Below are 20761 nucleotides of genomic sequence, written 5' to 3' on the forward strand. Positions count from 1 at the left end.
GTGCGTACTTTTCAATCAAGGAAAAGGTTGATACGCTGGGTTCAGAAGGAGAGGTGGAAGTAGATGTCAAACTACCGGTTAACGGTTGGGGAGTACAGCCTGATCTGGGGAACCCGGATCAACCTTGAACCCGTGCCGGGTCCGGGGCATGTCTTGACCCGTCAGGCCGGCGGGGAATGGGACTGGGACCTGCCCGAAGGCGTGTATCTGGCGAGGGATCTGGTTCGTGAGCTGGCCGTTCTGCTGGACGCGGTGGTCGAGCAGCTTGGAGAATCGGCCGGTTACGAGCCCCTGCTGGACAATGTGAAGGCGAGCCTGGCCCTCTCGGGGAGGGAATCGGTACTGCAGCTGGATGCATTGGCGCTTGCCGACCCGGCGCGGACGGAGCTTGCTGAACAGGCCCGGAGGATCGGGGATACCCTGGCCCGCTGGGCGGGGGAGCAGGCCGGGGAGGGGCCGCGATTCGATAAGGCGATCCTGGGAGGGCTCCGGCTGCGCAGCCGGTGCGACCATCACCTGTGGACGCCTCTCGTTACGAATATGCTGACCGGGCCGAATGGGGGGCCTTCCGTCATGCAGCTGTTCAACGAATACCTTCATCAGCTGGTGCTGCTCAGAGACCTGCTCCTTCCCTATGAGAATTGGGAGGAGGTTCCCATCGGAATTGAGCGCCGGGTGAAGGGGAAGGGGAATGAGAAAGGGAAGGGGCTCCGGTTCACGGAGCAGGCACGGGCTGCTTTTCTTTCGGAGATCCTGATGGGCAGACCGTCCCACTCCTCCTTGCTCGGGTATGCGCAGAGTGGATTGGCTCCGGAATTATCCGCGGCGGGATACGGCTTTCAGTACCGTTACGGCACGATTCTGCCGGCCAGCCTGGGCAGGCCGCCTGCCGGCGGCCGGAGATTCCTGCTGGAGTGGCATCCGGTCCGGACCGTGCCGTACACGGAAGGCGGAGGGACATCCGCGGTATTCGACTACGCCTACCCTGACTATTATTCGGCCCCGCGAAGTCAGGCAGAGGCGGGAGTCCGGGCAGATGGCAGTCCGGATGAGGGAAGCCTGGGCGGAATACGGGAAGCCCATCTGGAGGTGGCCCCGGTGGACGGGGAACCGGACAGGGTGCAGCTCCACTACCGGCTGCAGATCGGCCCCCAGGCCTACCGTGTGGATCTCGGACAGATTCTTCGGGGACACCGGTACATGTACCTGGGCGGATCGAACAGGCTGCACGAAGACGGCGGGAGCACGAAACGGACGGCGGCGGCTATGCTGGCTCAGCCAGGTCTGGTCCATGCCGACAGCGGTACCCATCACATCTCCGCCGGAGGCAATCCGCTGGTGGTCTGGGCTCTGCTCGGCAAGCTGTATCCGGAGAATGTGTTCGTGCTGCATGAAGAGGGCGATGGGCTGCAGGGGGCGGGGAGCTCGGGCAAAGGTTACGGGGCTAAAATTGTGATCACCTGATGGGTACTACGCCATTAGGCGTGCTGATCCTCCTTACGGACGGGGTCAGTGGCGAAGTTCGCCATGTAATCCGCTCCGTACTCACAGAGCATCTTCAGCATGGGAATCAGACGGCTTCCATATTCGGACAGGTAATATTCCACCTTCGGAGGGGCTACCGGATAGACCTTGCGTACGATCAGTCCGTCTTTCTCCAGATCCCTCAGCTGCGCGGTCAGCATCTTCTGGGTGGTGCCGGGCATGAGCTTCTGAAGCTCGTGAAAGCGGAAGGTGTTCTCAGCCAGGTAGCTCAGGATCAAGATCTTCCATTTCCCGCTGATCAATTCCAGGGTAATCTCAGAGGCGCACCGGTATTCGGTGTTTCGGAAAGTGATCACAGCGAACCCTCCCGTCTGCCTATAAAATCAGGCAAGTGCATTGGAATAATGTGAATTATATCAAATGTCCCTGGAGGGCTTCAAGGATGGGGGCGCGAAAAGAGAGGGTGCAAGCCTGATCGCATGGAATATCAACGTGTCCGCCGTATCAAGGAACGGCTGAGCCGCGGCTGGAGGGGCTGCCATCTCGCATGGCGCCTTCCGGCTTTTTTGTGTATAACCGATTTTTTCCTTTGCCGGCCCGAACGGGGTCCCGTACAATGTAGCGAGCCTAGAGAAGACAAGAGGAGCAAGGCGGGATACCATCCGCTCTGGGCGTCGGTGACGAGCGAGGATGAATGGGACGAGTACGAATGGCTGTATGCCAAATCGGTAGAGGACTATGCCCTGGAGCAGCGGGACGACCCGGACGTGCCCTCGGCGCTGGAGCACAGCCGCGGGTGGCGCAGCACCTATATGACCTGGGGCCGGGATACGCCCGGCTTTGGTCTGTATTTGTTCCGCAAGCCGGTGTAGCTGCTTGCCATTTTTGTTATTGATAGCAGGAGGGCAAATATGGTATCTTAGTGGGAATTTATGGCGAGTGGGGGGCATGAGCAGCTTGCGCATGCTGTTCACTTCATTCCACTTATAGCATGAAACGGTATAAACCTGGCCCGTTTAAGGGCTGCATGCTTGTCAAATCTAATGAAACATAGGGAGGGATTGCCATTGCTGTACGAACTGCGGATCTATACGATTCATGAAGGACGGATGGATGCGATACAGGCCCGTTTTGCCAACCATACTCTGGGGATCTTTGAGCGCCTAGGGATGGAGGTCACCGATTTCTGGGTGGATGCAGGCGGCCGGAACAAGCTGTATTATATGATGAGATTCACGGATGAAGCCGAACGGGAGCGGTTATGGAGCCTTTTCCGGCAGGATCCGGAGTGGGTGGAGGTCAAACGGAAGTCCGAGGAGAACGGCGGGCCGATCGTCGAGAAGATCGAGGAGATCTTTCTAAGCCGGGCCGATTTTTTCCGTACTGCAGAGCATCGGGGTGAACAGTCGTATTTTATTGGAGACTAAGTGAGCAGAATGGACTGCGGTGAAGGCACCCCTTAATCTCCGTCCGAATGAGGAGGCTTCGATCCATGACAGATCAGGATCGCATGGAAGAGGAGGGTCAGAGGGAGCTGCTGGAGCGGATCCGTATCTACTGCTTGTGCTTCCCCGGAACAAGCGAGCGGGCGAGCCATGGAGCCCCGACCTTTTATGTCGGCGGGAAAAAGTCGTTCGCCCAATACCATAACAACCACCATCAGGACGGTAGAATTGCCTTATGGTGCGCGGCGGCGGCAGGCATGCAGCCGATCCTGGTCGAATTGGATCCCGGGATCTACTTCGTGCCTCCGTACGTCGGCCATCTCGGGTGGGTAGGCATCCGGCTGGACCGGAGCGCGGGTTGGGATACGATCGCCGGGGTGATTGGGGACGCTTATCTGGCCCGTGCGTCAAAGAAATACATAGAGAGCCTGAGAGCGGAGCGGTCCGTATAAGGAAATCGGAAAGACAGGCACCTGTAGGTAGGAGGCAGCTCTTATTCATATGAAGGAAAAGAAGGTAAAAACAAGTGGCCACTAACGACGAAAACAGCTATCGCTTCAGCGAATCCCCGTTGTGGGAGCTGCAGCGGTCTTATTATGATGAGCAGGGTATCCGGGCCTGGCAGGACGGGGAAGTCCCCTATTACATTACGAACAATCCGATGATCGCCTCCGCGTACGCCGAGATCGTCTTCGGGTTCCTGCAGGATCGCGCTGCGCAGGGGCACGTAAGCGAGCCGGTAACCGTTCTTGAGCTTGGTGCCGGCTCCGGACGGCTGGCATTCCACATGCTACGAGAGCTGCAGCGGCTTAGGGCTCAAGCGGACTTCCCGCTGCCGAACCTGCGCTATGTGCTGAGCGACTTTGCGCCTCGCAATATCACCTATTGGCGGGAGCATCCTGGACTGCGCCCGTTTGTGGAAGAGGGCATGCTGGATTATGCCCTCTTCGATGCCGTCAAGGACAGCGAGCTGGTGCTGGAGCAGTCCGGCGAACGGATCGTGCCCGGGAGCCTGGGGCAGCCGCTGTTCCTGATCGCGAATTACTTCTTCGACAGCATCCCGCAGGAGCTGCTCTATATCGGCGGAGGAGACGTGTATGAGTGCCGGGTGGCTCTGCAGTTCGCGGAAGGGACGAAGACCGATCGGGCCTCCGAGAGGCTTGGCAGCGTAATCCCAAGCTACACCTACCACCGGGCGCCCGAATACGAAGTGGCGGCTTACCCTTACGGTGGGGTGATCCGGACGTACCGGCAGGAGCTCGAGGATTCGCATATCCTGTTCCCGGTTATCGGGCTCTCCTGCTTGGAGCGGCTCGGCCGCTTGTCCAGGGAAGGGCTGGTGCTGCTCACCGCGGACAAAGGCGACCACCGGCTGGAGCCGATGGTCTTTGCGGAGCCCCCCCGGATCGTTCACCACGGAAGCTTCTCTCTGACGGCCAACTACCATGCGATCCAGCAGGTGTATGAAGACAGGGGCGCTCTGTGCCTGTTCCCGGAACATCACTACAGGAATCTGAACATCGGGTGTATGGTAGACCTGCCGCGGCCGGCTGCTTATATTCAGACCCGGCTGGCCTATCGGCGCTGCATCGACCGGTTCGGACCGGATGATTATTTCAGTTTGAAGCTGGGGTTCGAGGACCGGCTATCCCAGCTTGGGATGCAGGAGCTGCTCGCGTTCTGGCGGCTTGGAGTCCATGATGCGGAATGGTTCCTCCGGGGAGCGCGGCGGCTGAAGGAGCTCCTGCCGGAGAGCAGCGACGAAGAGCAGGAAGATCTGCGCCTTGGCATCCGCCGCATGTGGGAAGACTACTACCCGGTTCATCCGGGAGAAAAGGACAGACTCGCGTCGGAGAGCGCCGCGCTCCTGTTCGAGATGGGGGCCTTCGAGGATGCGCGCGAGTATTATCATGAAGCGCTCGATACTGCCGCGGGTGCCGGGGAGAGCGGTGAACCCGATGCCGGGACGCTGTATGCATTGGCCGTTTGCTGCTATGAAACCGGGGAAGAAAAGGCCGCGCTGGAGTGGGCGGGCAGAGCCGCGGCGGCTGATCCGGCGCACGAAGAGGCCCTGTCCCTGCTTAAGCTGCTGCAGGGGCAATAAGCGGAGGGGCTGTACGCGTCTGCAGGTACTGCTTGCTGGGGATCCGTGCGGTCACCGTGCCGGAGCGGACGGCACCGTATCCATGTAGCCGCTGTACTAACAGCCGCTGCCCGGCCCCATGCCGCCGCAGGCAGAAAATGCCACGGTCAAACTCATCTTTTCTTAACATCTGGAGGTTACGATAGTAGGTAATTTGAGAGATGACTAGGAAAAGGAGTTTGGGGCTATGACAGCGGAGGATGAAAAACAAAAGCAGGAAAAGTTCATAGAGGCCTATCTTCGGGAGCGGGGCGGGATTCTCCCGGGGAACGAGCAGCAGGCAGAGACCGCCGCACTGCAAGCCTTCAGACGGCTGGAACAGTGGGTTCGCGAAGCGAGAAGCAGGAGGCAATCGTCCGATTCGTAACCGGCCCCGGGGGTCATGTCAATCATCGCTCGCCATGGTACGGAGAAGGGAACGGATGTACAGCTGCAGAGTTTCGGCCGGAGTACATACCGAATGGAAGGCAGCGCGTAAAACCTAATCCACCGGACCGTTCTTCCAGAGCAAGTAATTGTTTGCTGTGTGGAGGGCAGGCTTCTGTATATGGCTGCAATCGATAAGGCTGCAATCGGCCCTTCTAATTGTTGTTCATATGCCGCGCTTCCTCCGGAGGCACAGGCTGGGATAGCAGACGCTCGGTAACGTCGGCGTTAGACTGAAGATTAGGCTGCTTTTTTGAATCGGCTGGGCGGGATTTGGATCTGGACATGGCAGGGCTCCTCCTATATTCCAATCGTATCGGTAATTCATCGGTCGCGGATAGTTTCTCCCGCGGCCTCTTTTCCATGCGGGGCTTGGCGTTTCCAGAAGAAAACAGCCAAGTCTATAGCCGGAAGCGTCCCACTGGCTTCCTGGCATGAGGCGGCTGAACGCAGGGGAACCTTGAGGGGAAAGGAACAAGGGAGGTGGGCGGTGATTCAGCCTGTTCGGCTTCTGATCTTAACGGTGCTGTGCATGTTCGCGATCGGGCGCGGATGGGCCGCAGCGGAATCATCCGGAAGCATCCATTATGATGTCGTTGTCATCGGGAGCGAGCCGGAAGGCATCGCCGCCGCGCTGGCGGCAGCGAGAGAAGGACAGCGGACGCTCCTGGTCGACGAAAAAGCGGAGATTGGCGGTTTGTTCACCCTCGGGGAGCTGAATTCCCTCGACTTGAACCTGAGCCCGGACGGCCGGCTTCTGAATAAAGGAATATTCGAGGAGTTTTACGGCAGCATCGGCAGGCGCACATCCTTCGATACGAAGCGGGCGGGTGAAGTGTTCCGGTCGAAGCTGGCCGCCGAGCCGAATCTGACGGTGCGGCTCCGGGCGGGGGATATCAGGCCTATCGCGGGACACGCCAAGGTCCGCGCGCTGGAGGTCACCGGCTCCGAGGGGCCGGAGTACATCACGGCCGGGATGTACATCGATGCCACGGCCGATGCGGACGCGGCTTATGATGCGGGAGCCGCATTCACCTTCGGCCAGGAGGATTTTCGCGGCTCCCGTGAAACCATGTGCGCCACCCTGGTATTCGAGCTGCAGAATGTGGACTGGAAGAAGGTCCAGGAAGTGCAGCGGCAGGACGGCGATCCGAATACCGGCGCGGATGCCTACTCAGCCTGGGGCTATCCGCAGATGAAGGCCTACCGCCCTGCGGATCACGGTATCCGGGTGCGGGCGCTGAACCTGGGCCGCCAGGAGGATGGCAGGGTGCTGGTAAATGCCCTGCAGTTGCTCGGCGTTGACGGCACGAACCCCGAGCAGAGGAAGGCGGCGATGGAGCGGGGGAAGCGGGAGCTTCCTTCGGTGATCCGGTTTATGCATGCGCTGCCCGGGCTGAAGCAGGCGGAGCTCACCCGTACGGCTTCCTCGCTGTATATCCGGGAGACCCGCCACCTGGTCGGCGAGTACAGGCTGACATTGGAGGATGTGCTGGAGAACCGGGACTTCCCCGACCGGATAGCCTTCGGTTCCTATCCTGTGGATATTCAGCGGAGCCGGTGGGGGCCGGACCTGATCATCGGCAACCCGGCCCAGTTCGCCGTGCCGCTGCGGTCGCTGATTCCGAAGGGATGGACGAACCTGCTTGTGGCCTCGCGCAGCGCGAGCTATGATTCGCTGGCCCACGGCAGCGCCCGTGTCGTGCCGCTCGGCATGTCGGCTGCGGAGGGGGCGGGCCTGGCTGCTGCCTATGCGAACCGCAGCGGCCTTACGCTGCAGGATCTTGCGCATGATCCAAAGCAGGTGCATGCCTCGCGGATTCAGGCGAGGCTCAATGACAAGGGGGCGGGCCTGGCGCCGATTCCCCCATACAAGGACGACACGAGATCTCACTGGGCGTTCCCCGGTGTGAAGTGGCTGCGGGACCGGGCCGTGATCTCCGGCGGGTACAAGAATGACTATCGGCTGGATGAACCGGCGGAGGCGTCATCGCTGTGGACATGGGCGGAGGGAGCGGCTCTTGCCTCGCGCAAGCAGGAGCCCGTCATCCCGGAGACGATAAGGACGAAGGCCAAGCTGGCCCGATCCGATATCGAGCTGTTCCTGCAGCAGAACGGATGGCCATCGCCCAAAGGGGCGGGCGTAACAGCCAAGCACTGGCAGGAAGATACAGTGGTAACCAACGGACTTCTTTATATGATCATTACAGAGGCATACCGGTAAGGTACGGGAATGGCAGCAGACGAGGGAGAGCAGGCGGAAGCCTGCCTCCCTTTTTTTATCGTTGCCGCTCATAAAACGGAAATGGCATGAAGAACATCCGTGTGAACATTCGGATTTACCTGCTGCATGTATAGGTATATGTTATATATAATGACATAAACTCATTGCCAATTTCTTAAATGGCTTTTATAATGTTATATATAGTGACACAAATGAAGTCCGGAAGGGCTGTAAGCTGTCCGAACATCTGCCTGAGGAGGGAATGCTGTGCATCTTACTGTCGAACAAGCGCTGTCCGTCTATCCCCTGTCCGAAGGGAAACTCGTGGCCGGCCGAAGCGGTATGAACCGCATTGTGAAGTCGGTGAACGTCATGGATGCACCGGATATCACCGACTGGATCAAGGACGGCGAGATGCTGTTCACCACCGCTTATCTTATGAAAGACAGCCCCGCCGACGCGATTTCTCTGCTGCGCAAGCTGAACCAGCGGGGGTCCGCAGGACTTGGCATCAAGCTCGGAAGGTTCTGGCCGGATGTCCCGCAGCCGATCCTCGAAGAGGCCGACCGTCTGGCTTTCCCCCTCATCGAGCTTCCTTTTCAGTTCACCTTCTCGGACCAAATGAACGGATTGTTCCACGCTGAGATGCAGAAGAGCACGAAGGTGCTGCACAATGTGCTTGACAAGCAGAAGAAGCTGATGCAGTTTGCCCTGAGACCGGATCATATCAGCAGCTTTTTTCACACCATCCTTGGCATTGTTGGGTATCCTCTGGCCGTCGTGGGCTCAAGAGGGCATCTCGTCTTTAACGCAACGCCCTTTTCGGAGATGCAGCTGCTGGGCGGCTGGCCCTGGAAGGATCACTGCCAGTGGGTCCACACTGAGGAGGGCCGCTATTACCGTATTCCGCTGACGGACCGGGAGGACTGCGCCGGGTATGCCATCTTTTGTCCGCCCGACACCCCGCTGATGAAGGCGGAAGAGGGCTTGTTCCTGCAGGCCGCGGAGATCATCTCCCATCATATGGGCTTCATCTATAAAGAATTCATGGATCATTCGGTTCAAACCGACCTGGGCTCGCTGCTCGCCCGGTATCTGAAAGGGACCGGTTCCATCGGGGCGCTGACCGACGGGGCGGAGCGGCTCGGCATCCGGCTGTTCTCGGAGAGTTATCAATGCGTGCTGACGACGGTGCCCGAGGGGACACCGGACAGTGTGAGGGAGAAGGCGCTGCGCGATGTGCGGGAGGAGATGCAGTACCACCCGGAGATGAGGGAGTGGAATGTGGTGCACTTCTGCATTCGCGAGGGGATCCTCTCACTCTTCCCGGCCGAATCGTTCCCCGGCAGCGGGCGGCTGCAGGCCCTGCTGGCGGCCGCGCTGCGCAGTGTGCTCGGCGGCATGGCGGAGAGCTGCCGGCCCAGGATCGCCGTGAGCAGCAAAAAGCGGGAGCCCGGGGCTCTGTCGGATGCATACCGTGAATGCCAGGATACGCTGCGGCTCGCTGCACGGCTCGGGGTGACCGAGGACGTCGTGCAGTACGAGACGGTGGAGCTGGCCTGCCTGTTCCAGCATGTGCCTTCCGGCAAAATGCAGCATTACTGCCGCGAGGTGCTGGGGCCGCTGCTGGCGAAGGACCCGGACTATTCGCAGGAGATGCTGCGTACGCTGGAGACCTTCGTCGAGAACGACGGACAGCTCAGCGAAACGGCGAAGCAGCTGTACATCCACCGCAACACGGCGGCCTACCGGCTGGAGAAGATCGGGGAGCTGCTCGGCGTGGACTTCAAGAATATCAGCGATCTTCTCCGCCTGAAGCTTGTTTTCATCTTCAGGCAGATGCTGAAGACCGGATTGCAGACCGAAGGCCCGCCGGGAGTGCGGAACCTCTAATACGAAGAACCCAGGGGAGGCGCTAAAGATGGAAATGCACGGACTGGTGGAGGTGCTGTTCCGGACGCCGCACCGCGCGGTGCTGGCAACGGTCATGGAAGTAGAAGGGCATGCGTACCGGAAGGCGGGGGCTTCCATGCTGCTGCTCGAGAACGGATCGCGCTACGGCAGCATCTCTCCGGGCTGCCTGGAGTCGGATCTCGCCGAACGGGTGGAGGGGCTGCTTCGCAGCGGCGGGGCGGAGATGGTGGAGTACGACATGCGGCCTGCGGACGATCTCTCGTGGGGCGAGGCGGTCGGCTGCGGAGGCATGATCCGCGTGCTGCTCGAGCCGGTGCACGGCATGCTGCTGCATGTGCTGCTTGAAGTCAAGCGCAGGCTGGACCGGGGGCAGGATGCGGGAGTGCTGCGCTCCTTCGTCAGCTCTTATACGCAGGCGGAATACAAGCTGACCGAAGGGGTCCCGGGCGCATCAGGAGATGTGACGGACCTGACGGCCGAGGATGGGGTCGTGCGCCTCGTAAGCTCGTACGCGCCGCGGCCTCGGCTGCTGGTCTTCGGCGCTTCGGACGATGCGGTTCCGGTGGCGGAGCTCGCACAGAAGAGCGGCTTTCGCGTGACTGTCGCGGACTGGCGCGAAGGGCTGTGCACCTCACTGCGCTTCCCGAGGGCTTCCCGGGTCATCGGACAGCCGGAGCGGATTATGGAGCGGCTGCGGCTCACCCCGCGGGATTATGTGCTGATTATGAGCCATCATTACCCGCATGATGCGAAGATGCTGGAGCTGCTGCTCCCGAACCGGTACAAGTACGTCGGCGTCATGGGCTCCGCCTCCCGCACCGAACGCCTGCTTGGCGCCCATCCGGCCCCGGCATGGCTGCATTACCCGGTGGGGCTCGGGATCGGTGCCGTAGGGCCGGAAGAAATTGCTGTATCCATCGCCGCACAGCTGATTGAGGTGCGGAGGAAATCGGCGGAACCGAAGACAGAGGAGTGGTGGGGCTGTGAAAGTAACGGGTATTTATCTCGGGGCCGGCGCAGGTACAAGAATGGGCGGTTTCAAGCTTTCCATCCCGCTGGTCGGTTCTGGAAGGCTAGGCGGCTGCGCCCTTGAGGAGGCGCTTCGTTCCCGGCTTGACCGGGTATGCGTCGTAACGCGGTCGGGCGCGGACATCGATTGGCTGCCGCCCGCCTATTATGCAGCCGAGCGGCAGGGGAGGGCGGTACAGGTGCCCTGCCGCGATGCGGGCATGGGCATGTCGCATTCCCTGCGCGCGGGCCTTAGGGCCGCCTGTGCCGGGACGCTGCCCGACGCGGTCGTCGTGCTGCTCGCGGATCAGCCGCTGGTCACTGCGGCGATGATCGACCGGCTGCTGGACGCCTTCCGGGAGCAGCCGAAGCTGGATTACTGCGCGGCCGGCCACGAAGGGATGCCGAAGCCGCCGGTGCTGCTCTCGCGCACCATGTTCTCATCGATCGAGAAGCTGACCGGCGATCAGGGGGCAAGAGCGCTGCTGTCGGAGCCCCATGTTTTTGGGAGAATAGAAGAGGAACCGGAGGAGTGCCGGTTCTATGACGCGGATACGCCGGAGGATCTCGAGCGGATCCGGTTTTTTTATTCCCGGCCGTTCAGCGGGCTGCATGGGTGAATCCACGGATGTCAGCGCTGGGGAAGGGAATGCAAGGGAGACTATGCAGCCTGCACAAATATAAGAGGGGCGTTTGGGGATTCGGACGAAGACGGTGTCAGGAGCATTGACCTTTCACCCCGGCCCCCCTATAGTTCTAATCACCAAGCGGGCTGAACGACGCCTGATGAATCATAGAATGAGGCAACGCAGCAGCCCTGCGTGCGGGTGGCTGGAGTGTGAACCCGGGCCGCACTCGTGCCGGGATGCCTCTTTTCGGCTCGCGGGGCCGTCTGTGATCCAGGGCGGAGGCCCCGGCCGATGATCCGAATCCCTTCTCTAGAGAAGGGATTTGTACTACCCGGGCTACCCGGGCATAGGGAAAGCCCGGAGCGCATGAGGAGCAAGATGACAACAGGAGGGGACACGGTATGAATACGACCCAATCGGCAGGGAGTCTGCCGCCCTGCCTCTGGCAGCCGGTAACGGTGTCCGAGGCGTGGGAGCTGAAGCACAATCTCGGTGAAGCGGCCGTGTTCACGGCAGGGGGGACGCTGCTGCGGACGCAGTGGGAAGCGGGCGCGGCTTCTCCGCCGGCGCACCTGATTTCGCTTGAAGCGGTCCCGGAGCTCCAGGGAATCCGGACCGGCGCAGGGCAGGTTATCATAGGGGCGCTGGTCCGCCTCTCGGCGTGCCGCAGCCGGCAGGCAGGGGGCCTTCTGGCCGAGGCGTGCCGCACGATTGCGGCCCCGTCCATCCGCCGGCTCGCGACCCTCGGCGGCAATGTGGCTTCGGGCATCGGCGATGCGCTCCCGGCGCTGCTCGTGAAGGGGGCGGTCCTGCAGTGGTATGGGGACGCCGGAACCGAGAGGGCGGGGTTGGCCGATTGGCTTGACGATCGCGCGGGAGGGGCGACGGATGACCGGCTGCTGACGGCGGTAGAGCTGGAGCCGGATGAAGCGGCGGCGGTGAGCCTGGCAGCGGGAGAACGGAGAATCGAGTTCTATCGGAAGATCGGGCGCCGGGAAGCGTTCGTGCCGTCACTGGCGGCGGCCGCTCTCTCCGCAGCCGTCCGTGAAGACGGCACGCTGAAGGGCGTGCGGGTGGCCGTAGGCGGCGGATCCTCGCCGGCGAGGAGGCTGCACGGGACCGAGCTTGAGCTCGAGGGCCGGGGCGTGGATGCGGCGCTGGTCCGAAGACTGCAGGCCTGTGTGCAGGAGGAATGGCCGGCCTTCCCGGATGCCTTCGCCTCTGCGGAGTATCGGCGGCTGGCGGCGGCCAACGTGCTGGCGGCAGGGCTGTGGGACGGGATGCGGAATGGGATGCGGAACGGGCTGGCGAAGGAGACCCGGGGCACAGGATATGGGCAGGAGCCAAAGAACGGGAGAGGGGGAACGGCGAATGAGGCTGGATAAGGAAACGGCAGGCGGCCGGTGGCGCGCCCGTCCCGACGGACCGGAGAAGGTAACGGGCAGGCTGGCTTACTTGACGGACCTGCGCATGCCCGGTGAGCTGTACGGGGCGATACTTCGAAGCGAGCATCCCCATGCGCGGATCTTGGCGATCCGCACGGAGCGGGCGGAGTCGCTGCCCGGCGTAGGGGCGGTGATTACGCACCGCGACGTGCCGGGCATGAACCGGTTCGGGATCGCGATGCCGGATCAGCCGGTGCTGGCCGAGGACCGCGTGCGTTATATCGGCGATGCGCTGGCGGCCGTGGCCGCCGCATCGCCGGAGCTGGCGCGTGCCGCCCTTGCGCTGATCGAGGTCGATTACGAGCCGCTGCCGGTCGTGGATGACCCGGAAGCGGCGCTGCTGCCCGGCTCCCCCCAGGTGCATCCGGCAGGCAATCTGCTGCACAGCACGGCTTACAGCCGCGGGGACGCGGCGGAGGCGTTCGCTGCCTGTGCCCATATCGTGGAGGAGACCTACAATACGCCGCGCCAGATGCACGCGTATATGGAGACCGAGGGCGGTCTGTTCGTCCCGGAGCCGGACGGCAGCTTGACGGTGTATGCCCCTACACAGCACGGCTTCAAGGACCGGATGCAGCTCTCCCGCATCCTCGAGATGCCGGAGCACGACATCCGGGTGGTCTCTTCGCCGATCGGCGGCTCGTTCGGCGGCAAGGATGAGCTGAACATCCAGCCGTTCGGGGCGCTGCTCGCCCTGAAGAGCGGCCGGCCGGTCCGTCTACACCAGAGCCGGTGGGATTCGGTCCGGGCCGGGCTCAAGCGGCATCCGATGAAGATTACGATGCGCACCGGCACCGATGCAGCGGGGCGGCTGCTCGCCCATCAGGTGCGGATCGTGGCCGATACCGGAGCCTATGCCACGCTCGGACCGGCCGTGCTGAACTTTGCCACCGAGCATACGATGGGCCCTTACCGGATCCCAAACGTGAAGGTGGAAGGCTATAGCGTGTATACGAACAACGGTATCTCCGGGGAGTTCCGGGGCTTCGGCGGCAACCAGGTCATCTTCGCCCTCGAAGGGCAGATGGACCGGCTGGCGGAGAAGCTCGGGATGGACCCATGGGCGCTGCGGCGGCTCAACCTGCGGGAGCCGGACGATCCCGGACCGCTCGGCCAGCGGATCGCCGCCACGGAGGGCGCCTCGCAGGTCTGGTCGGCTATCGAAGGCTGCAGCCTCATGCGGGAGCGGGAGCTTGCCGGGGGAGCGGAGGCCGGGAGCGCACCCTGGATTCGCCGGGGCATAGGGGCTTCGATCGCGATGCACGGCTCGGGGCTCGGCTTCGGGCTGCCGGATTTCGGCGGCGGCCGCCTGACCTTGACCGCGGACGGACGGATCGAAGCCGCCTTCGGCTACGAGGAGTTCGGGCAGGGGCTGCTCGCGACGCTGGAGATGCTGCTGCTGGAGCATTTTGGCTGCTCGCCGTCCGACCTGTCGATGGTCATCGGCGACACGGCGCGCGTGCCGCACAGCGGCTCGTCCACGGCTTCGCGGGCGACGACGATGATGTGGCAGGCGCTGCAGCGGATGAAGCCCGGCTTCACGGCGAAGCTGCTCGCCAGAGCGTCGGCCCTCTCAGGAGTGGCGGCGGAGCATCTCACGACCGGCCCGGGCGGCATCTGGCTCAAAGGCGATCTGCCGTCGGCGGCGCGGGAGGCTGGACCGGAGGGCGGCGCCGAAGCGGCAGCGGCTGTCGAAGCGGGGCTCCCCAAGCCCGGCGGTCCGCTCCTGAGCTATCTGGAGCTTGCCGCACAGTCGCCGCAGCCGATCCGGACCGAGAGCCAGTTTCATTTTCCGACCACGCCGGATGCGGTGATGGGCGGGCACTTCCTCTACACGTACACCGGGGTGGCCGTCGAGGTGGAGGTCGATACGCTGACGGGCAGCATCCGGGTGCTGAAGCAGCACCATGCGGTGGCGGCGGGGCCGGTGGTCAATCCCATGGGCTTCGCAGGCCAGATCGAGGGCGGCAGCTCCATGGCGATCGGTTTCACCTTGTCCGAGGATGCGGTGATGGACGGCGGAGTGTACCTGACACGCAACCTCGATACGTATCTCGTCCCGACGATCGCGGATATGCCGGAAGGCTTCTCGCTGGACGCCATAGAAGATCTGCCGGAGGGCGATCCGTACGGCCCCAGGGGGATCGGCGAAGTAGGCACGGTTGCTCTGGCGCCGGCCATCGTCGCGGCGGTTCATCAGGCGGTGGGCGTCTGGGTGACCAAACTGCCGGTTTCGAAGGAAGCCCTCATTCTTCCGTTCGACCCGGAGAGCGCTGGGCGGAGCGAAGGGCTGGGGGCCGCGGAGGCACAAAGAGAAGGAGGCGAAGGCACATGGCGGTGAACATCCAATCCTGGCAGTGCACCGTAAACGGGGAGCGCCTGAAGCTCGAAGGGGTGGCTCCTGTCAGGCGGGTACTCGACATCGTCCGGGAAGACCTGGGTCTGACGGGAACGAAGCGCTCCTGCGATATGGGCCGGTGCGGTGCGTGTATGGTGCTTGTGGACGGGGAGGCGGTGAACTCCTGTCTCCTGATGGCATACCAGTGCGAAGGGAAGGAGCTCACCACGATCGAAGGGCTGAGCGGACCGGCGGATGAGCAGATCCAGTCGGCGTTCCTGCAGGAAGGCGCCTTTCAGTGCGGCTACTGTACGTCCGGCATGATCGTGACGGTCAAGGGGCTGCTGGATTCGAATCCGGAGCCCTGCCGGGAAGAGATTGAAGAGGCCCTGTCCGGCAATCTGTGCCGCTGCACGGGCTACGGGCCCATCGTCCGGGCCGTGGAGGCCGTAATCCGGCAGCGGCAGGGAAGCGGCCGATGACCCGGGGCATTTGAACCGCTGCGCGGTAAGTCCCGTACCCTCCAGGGGGCGAAGCCGGTCTGCTGGCCAGCGTTCATGGCTGCTTAGACGGACAGCGGCTCCAGCGGCGCGCTCTTCCAGGTGTTGATTCGGCGGGAGCAGCCAGTCTGGCCTGGGCACTGCTCAGGAAGAACGGTACTCCGGCACGTGAGAGAGATTGCGCGTATACGGGTCAGCTTATGGCTTGGTGACCGGGAAGCGCTCGGTATCCCCTAAACATCGTCTCCGGGGCGCAATACAAGGAGCGCGGGGGGTGTGCGCAGCTGACTCTGCTGCTAGGGCGGAGCGCCAAAAGACCGGCCGCAGGGCAAACCGGTCCTCATGCAGGGCAGATCATCTCAGGCAGATCATTGGGGATTTATGATGCAGGGACAGAAAAGCCGAGACATTACCTAAGCGCGGCGCCGGCCGCCGGTCAGCTCGACACAACCTTATTCACGGCTTCGAGCACCCGCTCCGGATTGAACGGCTTCACGATAAAATCCTTCGCTCCGGCCGTCACAGCCTGGACGACCATATGCTGCTGCCCCATCGCGGAGCACATGATGACCTTCGCTCCGGGATGCTTCGCTTTAATCCCCTTCAGCGCGTCGATCCCTTCCATCACCGGCATGGTGATATCCATGGTTACCAGATCCGGCTTCAATTCGTCGTATTTGGAGATGGCCACCTCCCCGTTCTCCGCTTCCCCGATGACCTCATGTCCGCCCTTGGTCAGAATATCCTTTAAGGTCATGCGCATAAAAGCCGCGTCGTCCACCACCAGTATTTTTGCCATTCCTTATACCCCCGGGATCTTCAAGTGAGGCGCCGTTCCATTGTCCTGGGAAGGTGCCTTTGATGTCACTTGCATATTATGGGAGCGAAATCCGGCAATTATGCACGGAGGCGACAAAGTGCACGAAGCACAAAAGGGGAGGGTTATGTTATATATCCTTACAAAAACATCTCCGGTCTATAGACCCGGCGGGCCCGGCTCCATACAATAAAAGCAAATGGAGGCGATGCACTTGAGATTCGGCAGAAACGAAGGCACAGCCTGGGATTCCCGCTTTCTTCCCCGCTGCTCCAAGCTGGAGGTCGAAGCCATTCCGAAGGAGGAGGCGCTCGTCGTGCTTCCGGTGGGAGCGGTGGAGCAGCACGGTCCTCATCTTCCGGTATACACCGATACCCTGATCGGGGAAGCTTTTCTAACATATGCATTCGATGAGCTGCCTCCGAATGCCCAGATCTGGCTGCTCCCCCCGCTGCCCTATGGCAAAAGCAGCGAACATCTCGGCCACCCGGGGACGATCTCCCTCTCGGCACCAACGCTGATGAGCGTGCTGACGGACATCGCATCCTCACTTAGCCGCAGCGGCTTCCGCCGCCTGGTGCTGTTCAATACGCATGGCGGGAATGCGGATCTGCTGAACCTGATGGCCCGCGAGATTCGGATCGCTGAGGACATGATGGTGTTCCGGCTGGACCCCGGTGCCTTGGGGCTCGGAGACGCCTGGCTAACCGAGGAGGAACGCAAGGCCGGCATTCATGCGGGAGACTATGAAACCTCGGTGGTGCTGGCCGTGCAGGAGAGCTGGGTGCACCGCCAACTGGCCGGAACGGAGCTGCCGAAGTTCCCGGTGATTCCGTCCCTGCTCTTCCGAAGCAAAGCCTTCGCCTGGGTGATGGACGATCTATCTGAGAGCGGTATTGCGGGGGATGCGGCAGCCGCTTCGGCGGAGAAGGGGCGGGCGATTCTGGAGCTCGGCGGCATCCGCCTGGCCGAGGCGCTGCTCGAGATGCAGCGCTTCGACTTTGCGGCCGTGAAGACGGGCTTTCAGCCGGGTCAGGGAGCTGCGGCTCCGGCCGGCACCGAAGGAAGGAGAGGGAGTCCATGATGTACCGGGGAACGGGAGCGACTACGCTTCATGTGACGATCGGGCAGCCGGATACGACAGAGAAGGGCAGGAGCGGTGAGCCGGCGCAGGAGCCCTTGTCAGCGGCGCCGCCGGCGCTCGTGACGATGAACCGCTTGTCGAAAATCTACGGGAACGGCACGGCCGCCCTGCAGGAGGTCGACCTGCACATCACCGAAGGGGAGTTTCTCTGCTTTGTCGGGCCTTCGGGCTGCGGGAAGTCCACGGTGTTCAAGCTGATCGCCGGACTCGGCGAGCCGACGGGAGGAAGCCTGCGCATCCTGGGGCTGATGCCGAGGGAGGCCCGCCGGCGCAGCGAGATCGCGTTTGTTTTCCAGGATCACACGCTGCTGCCCTGGGCCAATGTAGAGGACAACGTGATGCTGCCTCTGCAGCTGAAGGGAGTGCCCAAGCGGGAGCAGCGGGAGGAAGCGGAGCGGGTCCTTGAGCTGGTGGGGCTGAAGGATCACGGGAAGGCCCTCCCCCGGCAGCTCTCGGGCGGCATGAAGATGCGGGTATCCATAGCCCGCGCGCTGGCGACACGGCCGAAGCTTCTGCTGATGGATGAGCCGTTCGGGGCGCTGGACGAGATCACGCGGCAGACGCTGCAGGATGAGCTGCTCAAGATCTGGGAGGCGGACCGGCAGATGACGGTCCTGTTCGTTACACATAACGTGTTCGAAGCGGTCTTCCTGTCGACAAGGGTGGTCGTCATGACTCCCCGGCCGGGCAAAATTGCGGCGGAAATCCCGATTGCGGCACCCTTCCCGAGGGACGAGGAATTCCGGACGAAGCCGGAGTTCAGCGACTGGGTCCGCAGCGTGTCGGCCTGCCTGAAGCATTGAAGGATTTCCGGGCGCGGAACGATCCTTGCACGGGATCTGTCCACCGCGGCTTGCAGTGAAGCATTTCATAGGATCATTCCAAGGTGGCTGCCGGTTCCGGCCGGATCAAGGAAGGAGTGAGGGACATGGCGATCGGATGGGAGAAGGACATGCTGGACCTGGTAGGGGACGAGAGGCTGCTGCTTGACGCGGAGTCACGGACCCGGCTCTCGAAGGATTATTACTGGTATTCGCCGGTGCTGGAGCCGAAGCTGCGGCAGAAGCTGGCGGACGGGGTGGTGCTGCCGTCGAACGAGGAAGAGCTGGTGAAGGTGCTCTCGCTTGCTTACCGGCGGAGCATTCCGGTCACGGTGCGTGGGGCCGGCACAGGCAATTACGGCCAGGCGGTTCCGCTGCAGGGCGGTCTGGTGATCGACTTGAGCCGTATGGACAGGATTCTGGAGCTTGGCGGGGGGACCGCCCGGGTCCAGTGCGGGGTGAAGCTCGGCACCCTGGAGCGCAGGGCCCGGGAGGAGGGCTGGGAGCTGCGCATCTACCCCAGCACGTTCATGAAAGCAACCGTCGGCGGGTTCGTCTGCGGGGGCTCGGGCGGCATCGGGTCGGTGACGTGGGGCAATCTCTGGGACGGCAATGTGCTGGAGGCGGCGGTGTATACGATGGAAGCGGAGCCCCGGCGGCTTGTCGTGCGCGGACAGGAGCTCTTCGATTACATCCACAACTACGGAACGACAGGCATCGTGACGGAGCTCTTGATTCCTCTCGCGCCCCGGACCGAATGGATGCAGTCCATCGTGCAGTTCCCGGAGCTGGGAGCGGCCGTACAGTTCGGTGAGGCGCTCACCAGGGACGGCAGCATCGCCAAACGGCTTGTCTCGCCGATGGAATGGCCGATTCCCGTCTGCTTTACCCCGATCGCTTCGCGCTTTCAGCCGGAAGAAGCGGCTGTTCTGCTGGAGACCGCGGACGTTACATACGGCGCCGTGCAGAAGCTGGCCGAGGACTTCGGCGGGGGGATCGGGCATGTCACCGAAGCGGCACAGTATCGGAAGACGATCGGGCTGTCCGATTTTACGTGGAACCATACGACCCTGTGGGCGCTGAAGGGCGATCCGAATGTCACGTACCTGCAGGCGGGCTTCTCCCCGGGAGATTACCTGAAGCAGATGGGGCTGATCAAGTCGGCCTTCGGCAGCGAGGTGCTCCTGCACTTCGAGTGGATCCGCAGCGGCGGCGAACCCGCCCTCTCCTCGCTGCCTCTGGTGAAATACAGGAGCGAGGAGCGGCTCTATGAGATCATCGCCTTCTTCGAGAAGATCGGCGTCCGGATCTTCGATCCCCATACTTGGGTGCTGGCCGACGGGGGGCGGGGGGAGGCGGGCTCGATGCTTCGACGGAAGCGGCTGAACGATCCGCAGGGGCTGCTCAATCCGGGCAAGCTGACCGCCTCTCCGCACGAGGAGGAAGGAGGAACAGCCCATGGCCATGGATAAAAGCGTGCTCCATCCCGCCGGAGCGGGAGATCCGGCTGCCGGACACGGCAGTGAAGCGGCTGCTGCAGGAGACGCCTGGCGCGGCACCGGTCCGCTGAAGGGCAGGTCCGCTGGGAGGCTCCCGGGCACACTCCGCCAGCTGCTGCCCCCGCTGGCCGCCTTCGTCGCTGCCGCCGGAGGCTGGGAGATCATCGTGAAGGGGCTCGGCATCCCGCCCTACATTCTGCCGAAACCCTCGGACATCGTGGAGGCGGGCCTGGCGAACAGGAGCGGGCTCTGGGTGTCGGTGACGACCACGATGACCGAAGCGATCGCCGGGTTCCTGCTCAGCATCCTGTTCGGCGTGGCGGGAGCGATCCTCCTCGCCTCCTCCAAGTGGATCGAGAAGAGCGTATACCCTTACGCGGTCATCCTGCAGACCATCCCGATCGTCGCGATCGCTCCTATCATCGTCATCTGGTTCGGCGCAGGCCTGAACGCGATCGTCATCATCGCCTTTCTCATCGGATTCTTCCCGATGCTGTCCAATACGCTGATCGGGCTGAATTCCACCGACCACAACATGAAGAACCTGTTCTACCTCTACAATGCATCGCCGCTGCAGACGATGTGGAGACTGCGCATTCCGGCGGCCCTGCCGTACATCGTGGCCGGCCTCAAGATCTCCTGTACGCTCGCGGTCATCGGGGCGATCGTCGGCGAGTACATTGCCGGCATCGGCGGAGGCCAGGGAGGCCTCGGCTACGCGATCACAGTGGCCGCCTCGCGGCTGCAGACGCCTTACCTGTTCGCCTGCGGCCTGTCGGCTTCGCTGCTCGGCATCGGCTTTTTCCTCCTCGTGAATCTGTTCTCCAGATGGATGCTGAGCTCGTGGCACGAATCCGAGATGCGCACGGAGAACTGAGGCGGAGGCCGTGAATCCTAAGAGAAGATAGAGCAAGGCTTAATCC

Annotated in this window: 20 protein-coding genes; 17 read left to right on the plus strand and 3 right to left on the minus strand. The window is 62.4% G+C overall.

Features of this window, described 5'->3' with window-relative positions; translation table 11 throughout:
- The first annotated feature begins 63 nt into the window (after nt 1-63).
- Nucleotides 64-1464 (plus strand): hypothetical protein, encoded by a 1401-nt coding sequence (locus ACP26L_RS16885; protein ID WP_426454234.1) that lies wholly within the window; start codon nt 64-66, stop codon nt 1462-1464.
- 14 nt (nt 1465-1478) lie between these two features.
- On the opposite strand, the gene ACP26L_RS16890 is transcribed toward ACP26L_RS16885, so the two are convergent.
- Nucleotides 1479-1841, minus strand: a complete 363-nt coding sequence (locus ACP26L_RS16890; protein ID WP_426454236.1) for a winged helix-turn-helix transcriptional regulator — start codon at nt 1839-1841, stop codon at nt 1479-1481.
- A gap of 321 nt (nt 1842-2162) precedes the next feature.
- Between ACP26L_RS16890 and ACP26L_RS16895 the strand changes: the two genes are divergently transcribed.
- The 5 genes from ACP26L_RS16895 (at nt 2163) to ACP26L_RS16915 (ending at nt 5440) form a co-directional block, all read left to right on the plus strand.
- A complete protein-coding gene (locus tag ACP26L_RS16895) occupies nt 2163-2357 on the plus strand; it encodes a hypothetical protein (protein ID WP_426454237.1) in 195 nt (64 codons plus the stop codon).
- A gap of 195 nt (nt 2358-2552) precedes the next feature.
- Nucleotides 2553-2912: an NIPSNAP family protein gene (locus ACP26L_RS16900; protein WP_426454239.1), complete on the plus strand. Its 360-nt coding sequence runs from the start codon at nt 2553-2555 to the stop codon at nt 2910-2912.
- 65 nt (nt 2913-2977) lie between these two features.
- Nucleotides 2978-3382 (plus strand): MmcQ/YjbR family DNA-binding protein, encoded by a 405-nt coding sequence (locus ACP26L_RS16905; protein WP_426454241.1) that lies wholly within the window; start codon nt 2978-2980, stop codon nt 3380-3382.
- Nucleotides 3383-3456: 74 nt separating this feature from the next.
- Nucleotides 3457-5034: a tetratricopeptide repeat protein gene (locus ACP26L_RS16910; protein ID WP_426454242.1), complete on the plus strand. Its 1578-nt coding sequence runs from the start codon at nt 3457-3459 to the stop codon at nt 5032-5034.
- 226 nt (nt 5035-5260) lie between these two features.
- Nucleotides 5261-5440 (plus strand): hypothetical protein, encoded by a 180-nt coding sequence (locus ACP26L_RS16915; RefSeq protein ID WP_426454244.1) that lies wholly within the window; start codon nt 5261-5263, stop codon nt 5438-5440.
- Nucleotides 5441-5654: 214 nt separating this feature from the next.
- Here the strand turns inward: ACP26L_RS16915 and ACP26L_RS16920 are convergent, their stop codons facing one another.
- On the minus strand, nt 5655-5786 hold the full coding sequence (locus ACP26L_RS16920) for a hypothetical protein (RefSeq protein ID WP_426454245.1): 132 nt from the start codon (nt 5784-5786) through the stop codon (nt 5655-5657).
- Nucleotides 5787-5989: 203 nt separating this feature from the next.
- Between ACP26L_RS16920 and ACP26L_RS16925 the strand changes: the two genes are divergently transcribed.
- From ACP26L_RS16925 to ACP26L_RS16955, 7 genes are all read left to right on the plus strand, one after another.
- A complete protein-coding gene (locus ACP26L_RS16925) occupies nt 5990-7723 on the plus strand; it encodes an FAD-dependent oxidoreductase (protein WP_426454247.1) in 1734 nt (577 codons plus the stop codon).
- A 267-nt stretch (nt 7724-7990) separates the two neighbouring features.
- A complete protein-coding gene (locus ACP26L_RS16930) occupies nt 7991-9616 on the plus strand; it encodes a PucR family transcriptional regulator (protein ID WP_426454249.1) in 1626 nt (541 codons plus the stop codon).
- 28 nt (nt 9617-9644) lie between these two features.
- Nucleotides 9645-10730, plus strand: coding sequence for an XdhC family protein (locus ACP26L_RS16935; RefSeq protein WP_426454250.1), 1086 nt, complete (start codon nt 9645-9647; stop codon nt 10728-10730).
- Entirely contained in the window at nt 10666-11265 is a 600-nt protein-coding gene (locus tag ACP26L_RS16940) for a nucleotidyltransferase family protein (RefSeq protein WP_426454252.1), read from the plus strand. Before ACP26L_RS16935 ends, ACP26L_RS16940 begins: the two co-directional genes overlap by 65 nt.
- A 410-nt stretch (nt 11266-11675) precedes the next feature.
- Nucleotides 11676-12659 (plus strand): FAD binding domain-containing protein, encoded by a 984-nt coding sequence (locus ACP26L_RS16945; protein WP_426454253.1) that lies wholly within the window; start codon nt 11676-11678, stop codon nt 12657-12659.
- Nucleotides 12646-15060, plus strand: coding sequence for a xanthine dehydrogenase subunit D (gene pucD, locus ACP26L_RS16950; RefSeq protein ID WP_426454255.1), 2415 nt, complete (start codon nt 12646-12648; stop codon nt 15058-15060). Before ACP26L_RS16945 ends, pucD begins: the two co-directional genes overlap by 14 nt.
- Nucleotides 15051-15539, plus strand: a complete 489-nt coding sequence (locus ACP26L_RS16955) for a (2Fe-2S)-binding protein (protein ID WP_426454256.1) — start codon at nt 15051-15053, stop codon at nt 15537-15539. Before pucD ends, ACP26L_RS16955 begins: the two co-directional genes overlap by 10 nt.
- Nucleotides 15540-15993: 454 nt before the next feature.
- Here the strand turns inward: ACP26L_RS16955 and ACP26L_RS16960 are convergent, their stop codons facing one another.
- The gene (locus tag ACP26L_RS16960) at nt 15994-16356 is read right to left on the minus strand and encodes a response regulator (protein ID WP_426454257.1); all 363 of its coding nucleotides are present in this window, start codon (nt 16354-16356) and stop codon (nt 15994-15996) included.
- 226 nt (nt 16357-16582) lie between these two features.
- Here ACP26L_RS16960 and ACP26L_RS16965 point away from each other — a divergent pair, with 226 nt between their 5' ends.
- From ACP26L_RS16965 to ACP26L_RS16980, 4 genes are all read left to right on the plus strand, one after another.
- Nucleotides 16583-17458, plus strand: a complete 876-nt coding sequence (locus ACP26L_RS16965; RefSeq protein WP_426454258.1) for a creatininase family protein — start codon at nt 16583-16585, stop codon at nt 17456-17458.
- Nucleotides 17455-18321, plus strand: a complete 867-nt coding sequence (locus ACP26L_RS16970) for an ABC transporter ATP-binding protein (protein ID WP_426454260.1) — start codon at nt 17455-17457, stop codon at nt 18319-18321. Before ACP26L_RS16965 ends, ACP26L_RS16970 begins: the two co-directional genes overlap by 4 nt.
- Nucleotides 18322-18446: 125 nt before the next feature.
- Nucleotides 18447-19811, plus strand: coding sequence for an FAD-binding oxidoreductase (locus tag ACP26L_RS16975; RefSeq protein ID WP_426454261.1), 1365 nt, complete (start codon nt 18447-18449; stop codon nt 19809-19811).
- Nucleotides 19798-20715, plus strand: a complete 918-nt coding sequence (locus ACP26L_RS16980; protein ID WP_426454262.1) for an ABC transporter permease — start codon at nt 19798-19800, stop codon at nt 20713-20715. The genes ACP26L_RS16975 and ACP26L_RS16980 overlap by 14 nt, the downstream gene beginning before the upstream one ends.
- Nucleotides 20716-20761: the final 46 nt, after the last annotated feature.

The sequence above is a fragment of the Paenibacillus sp. S-38 genome (assembly GCF_049942825.1).
Classification (GTDB): Bacteria; Bacillota; Bacilli; order Paenibacillales; family NBRC-103111; genus Paenibacillus_G.

Bases quoted from the DNA above. Each gene is read 5' to 3' on its own strand.
- pucD (WP_426454255.1), top strand. From the start codon at position 12,646: ATGAGGCTGGATAAGGAAACGGCAGGCGGCCGGTGGCGCGCCCGTCCC.
- ACP26L_RS16915 (WP_426454244.1), top strand. From the start codon at position 5,261: ATGACAGCGGAGGATGAAAAACAAAAGCAGGAAAAGTTCATAGAGGCC.
- ACP26L_RS16970 (WP_426454260.1), top strand. From the start codon at position 17,455: ATGATGTACCGGGGAACGGGAGCGACTACGCTTCATGTGACGATCGGG.
- ACP26L_RS16955 (WP_426454256.1), top strand. From the start codon at position 15,051: ATGGCGGTGAACATCCAATCCTGGCAGTGCACCGTAAACGGGGAGCGC.
- ACP26L_RS16905 (WP_426454241.1), top strand. From the start codon at position 2,978: ATGACAGATCAGGATCGCATGGAAGAGGAGGGTCAGAGGGAGCTGCTG.
- ACP26L_RS16935 (WP_426454250.1), top strand. From the start codon at position 9,645: ATGGAAATGCACGGACTGGTGGAGGTGCTGTTCCGGACGCCGCACCGC.
- ACP26L_RS16960 (WP_426454257.1), bottom strand. From the start codon at position 16,356: ATGGCAAAAATACTGGTGGTGGACGACGCGGCTTTTATGCGCATGACC.
- ACP26L_RS16920 (WP_426454245.1), bottom strand. From the start codon at position 5,786: ATGTCCAGATCCAAATCCCGCCCAGCCGATTCAAAAAAGCAGCCTAAT.
- ACP26L_RS16885 (WP_426454234.1), top strand. From the start codon at position 64: ATGTCAAACTACCGGTTAACGGTTGGGGAGTACAGCCTGATCTGGGGA.
- ACP26L_RS16965 (WP_426454258.1), top strand. From the start codon at position 16,583: ATGCACTTGAGATTCGGCAGAAACGAAGGCACAGCCTGGGATTCCCGC.
- ACP26L_RS16975 (WP_426454261.1), top strand. From the start codon at position 18,447: ATGGCGATCGGATGGGAGAAGGACATGCTGGACCTGGTAGGGGACGAG.
- ACP26L_RS16980 (WP_426454262.1), top strand. From the start codon at position 19,798: ATGGCCATGGATAAAAGCGTGCTCCATCCCGCCGGAGCGGGAGATCCG.
- ACP26L_RS16940 (WP_426454252.1), top strand. From the start codon at position 10,666: ATGGGCGGTTTCAAGCTTTCCATCCCGCTGGTCGGTTCTGGAAGGCTA.
- ACP26L_RS16945 (WP_426454253.1), top strand. From the start codon at position 11,676: ATGAATACGACCCAATCGGCAGGGAGTCTGCCGCCCTGCCTCTGGCAG.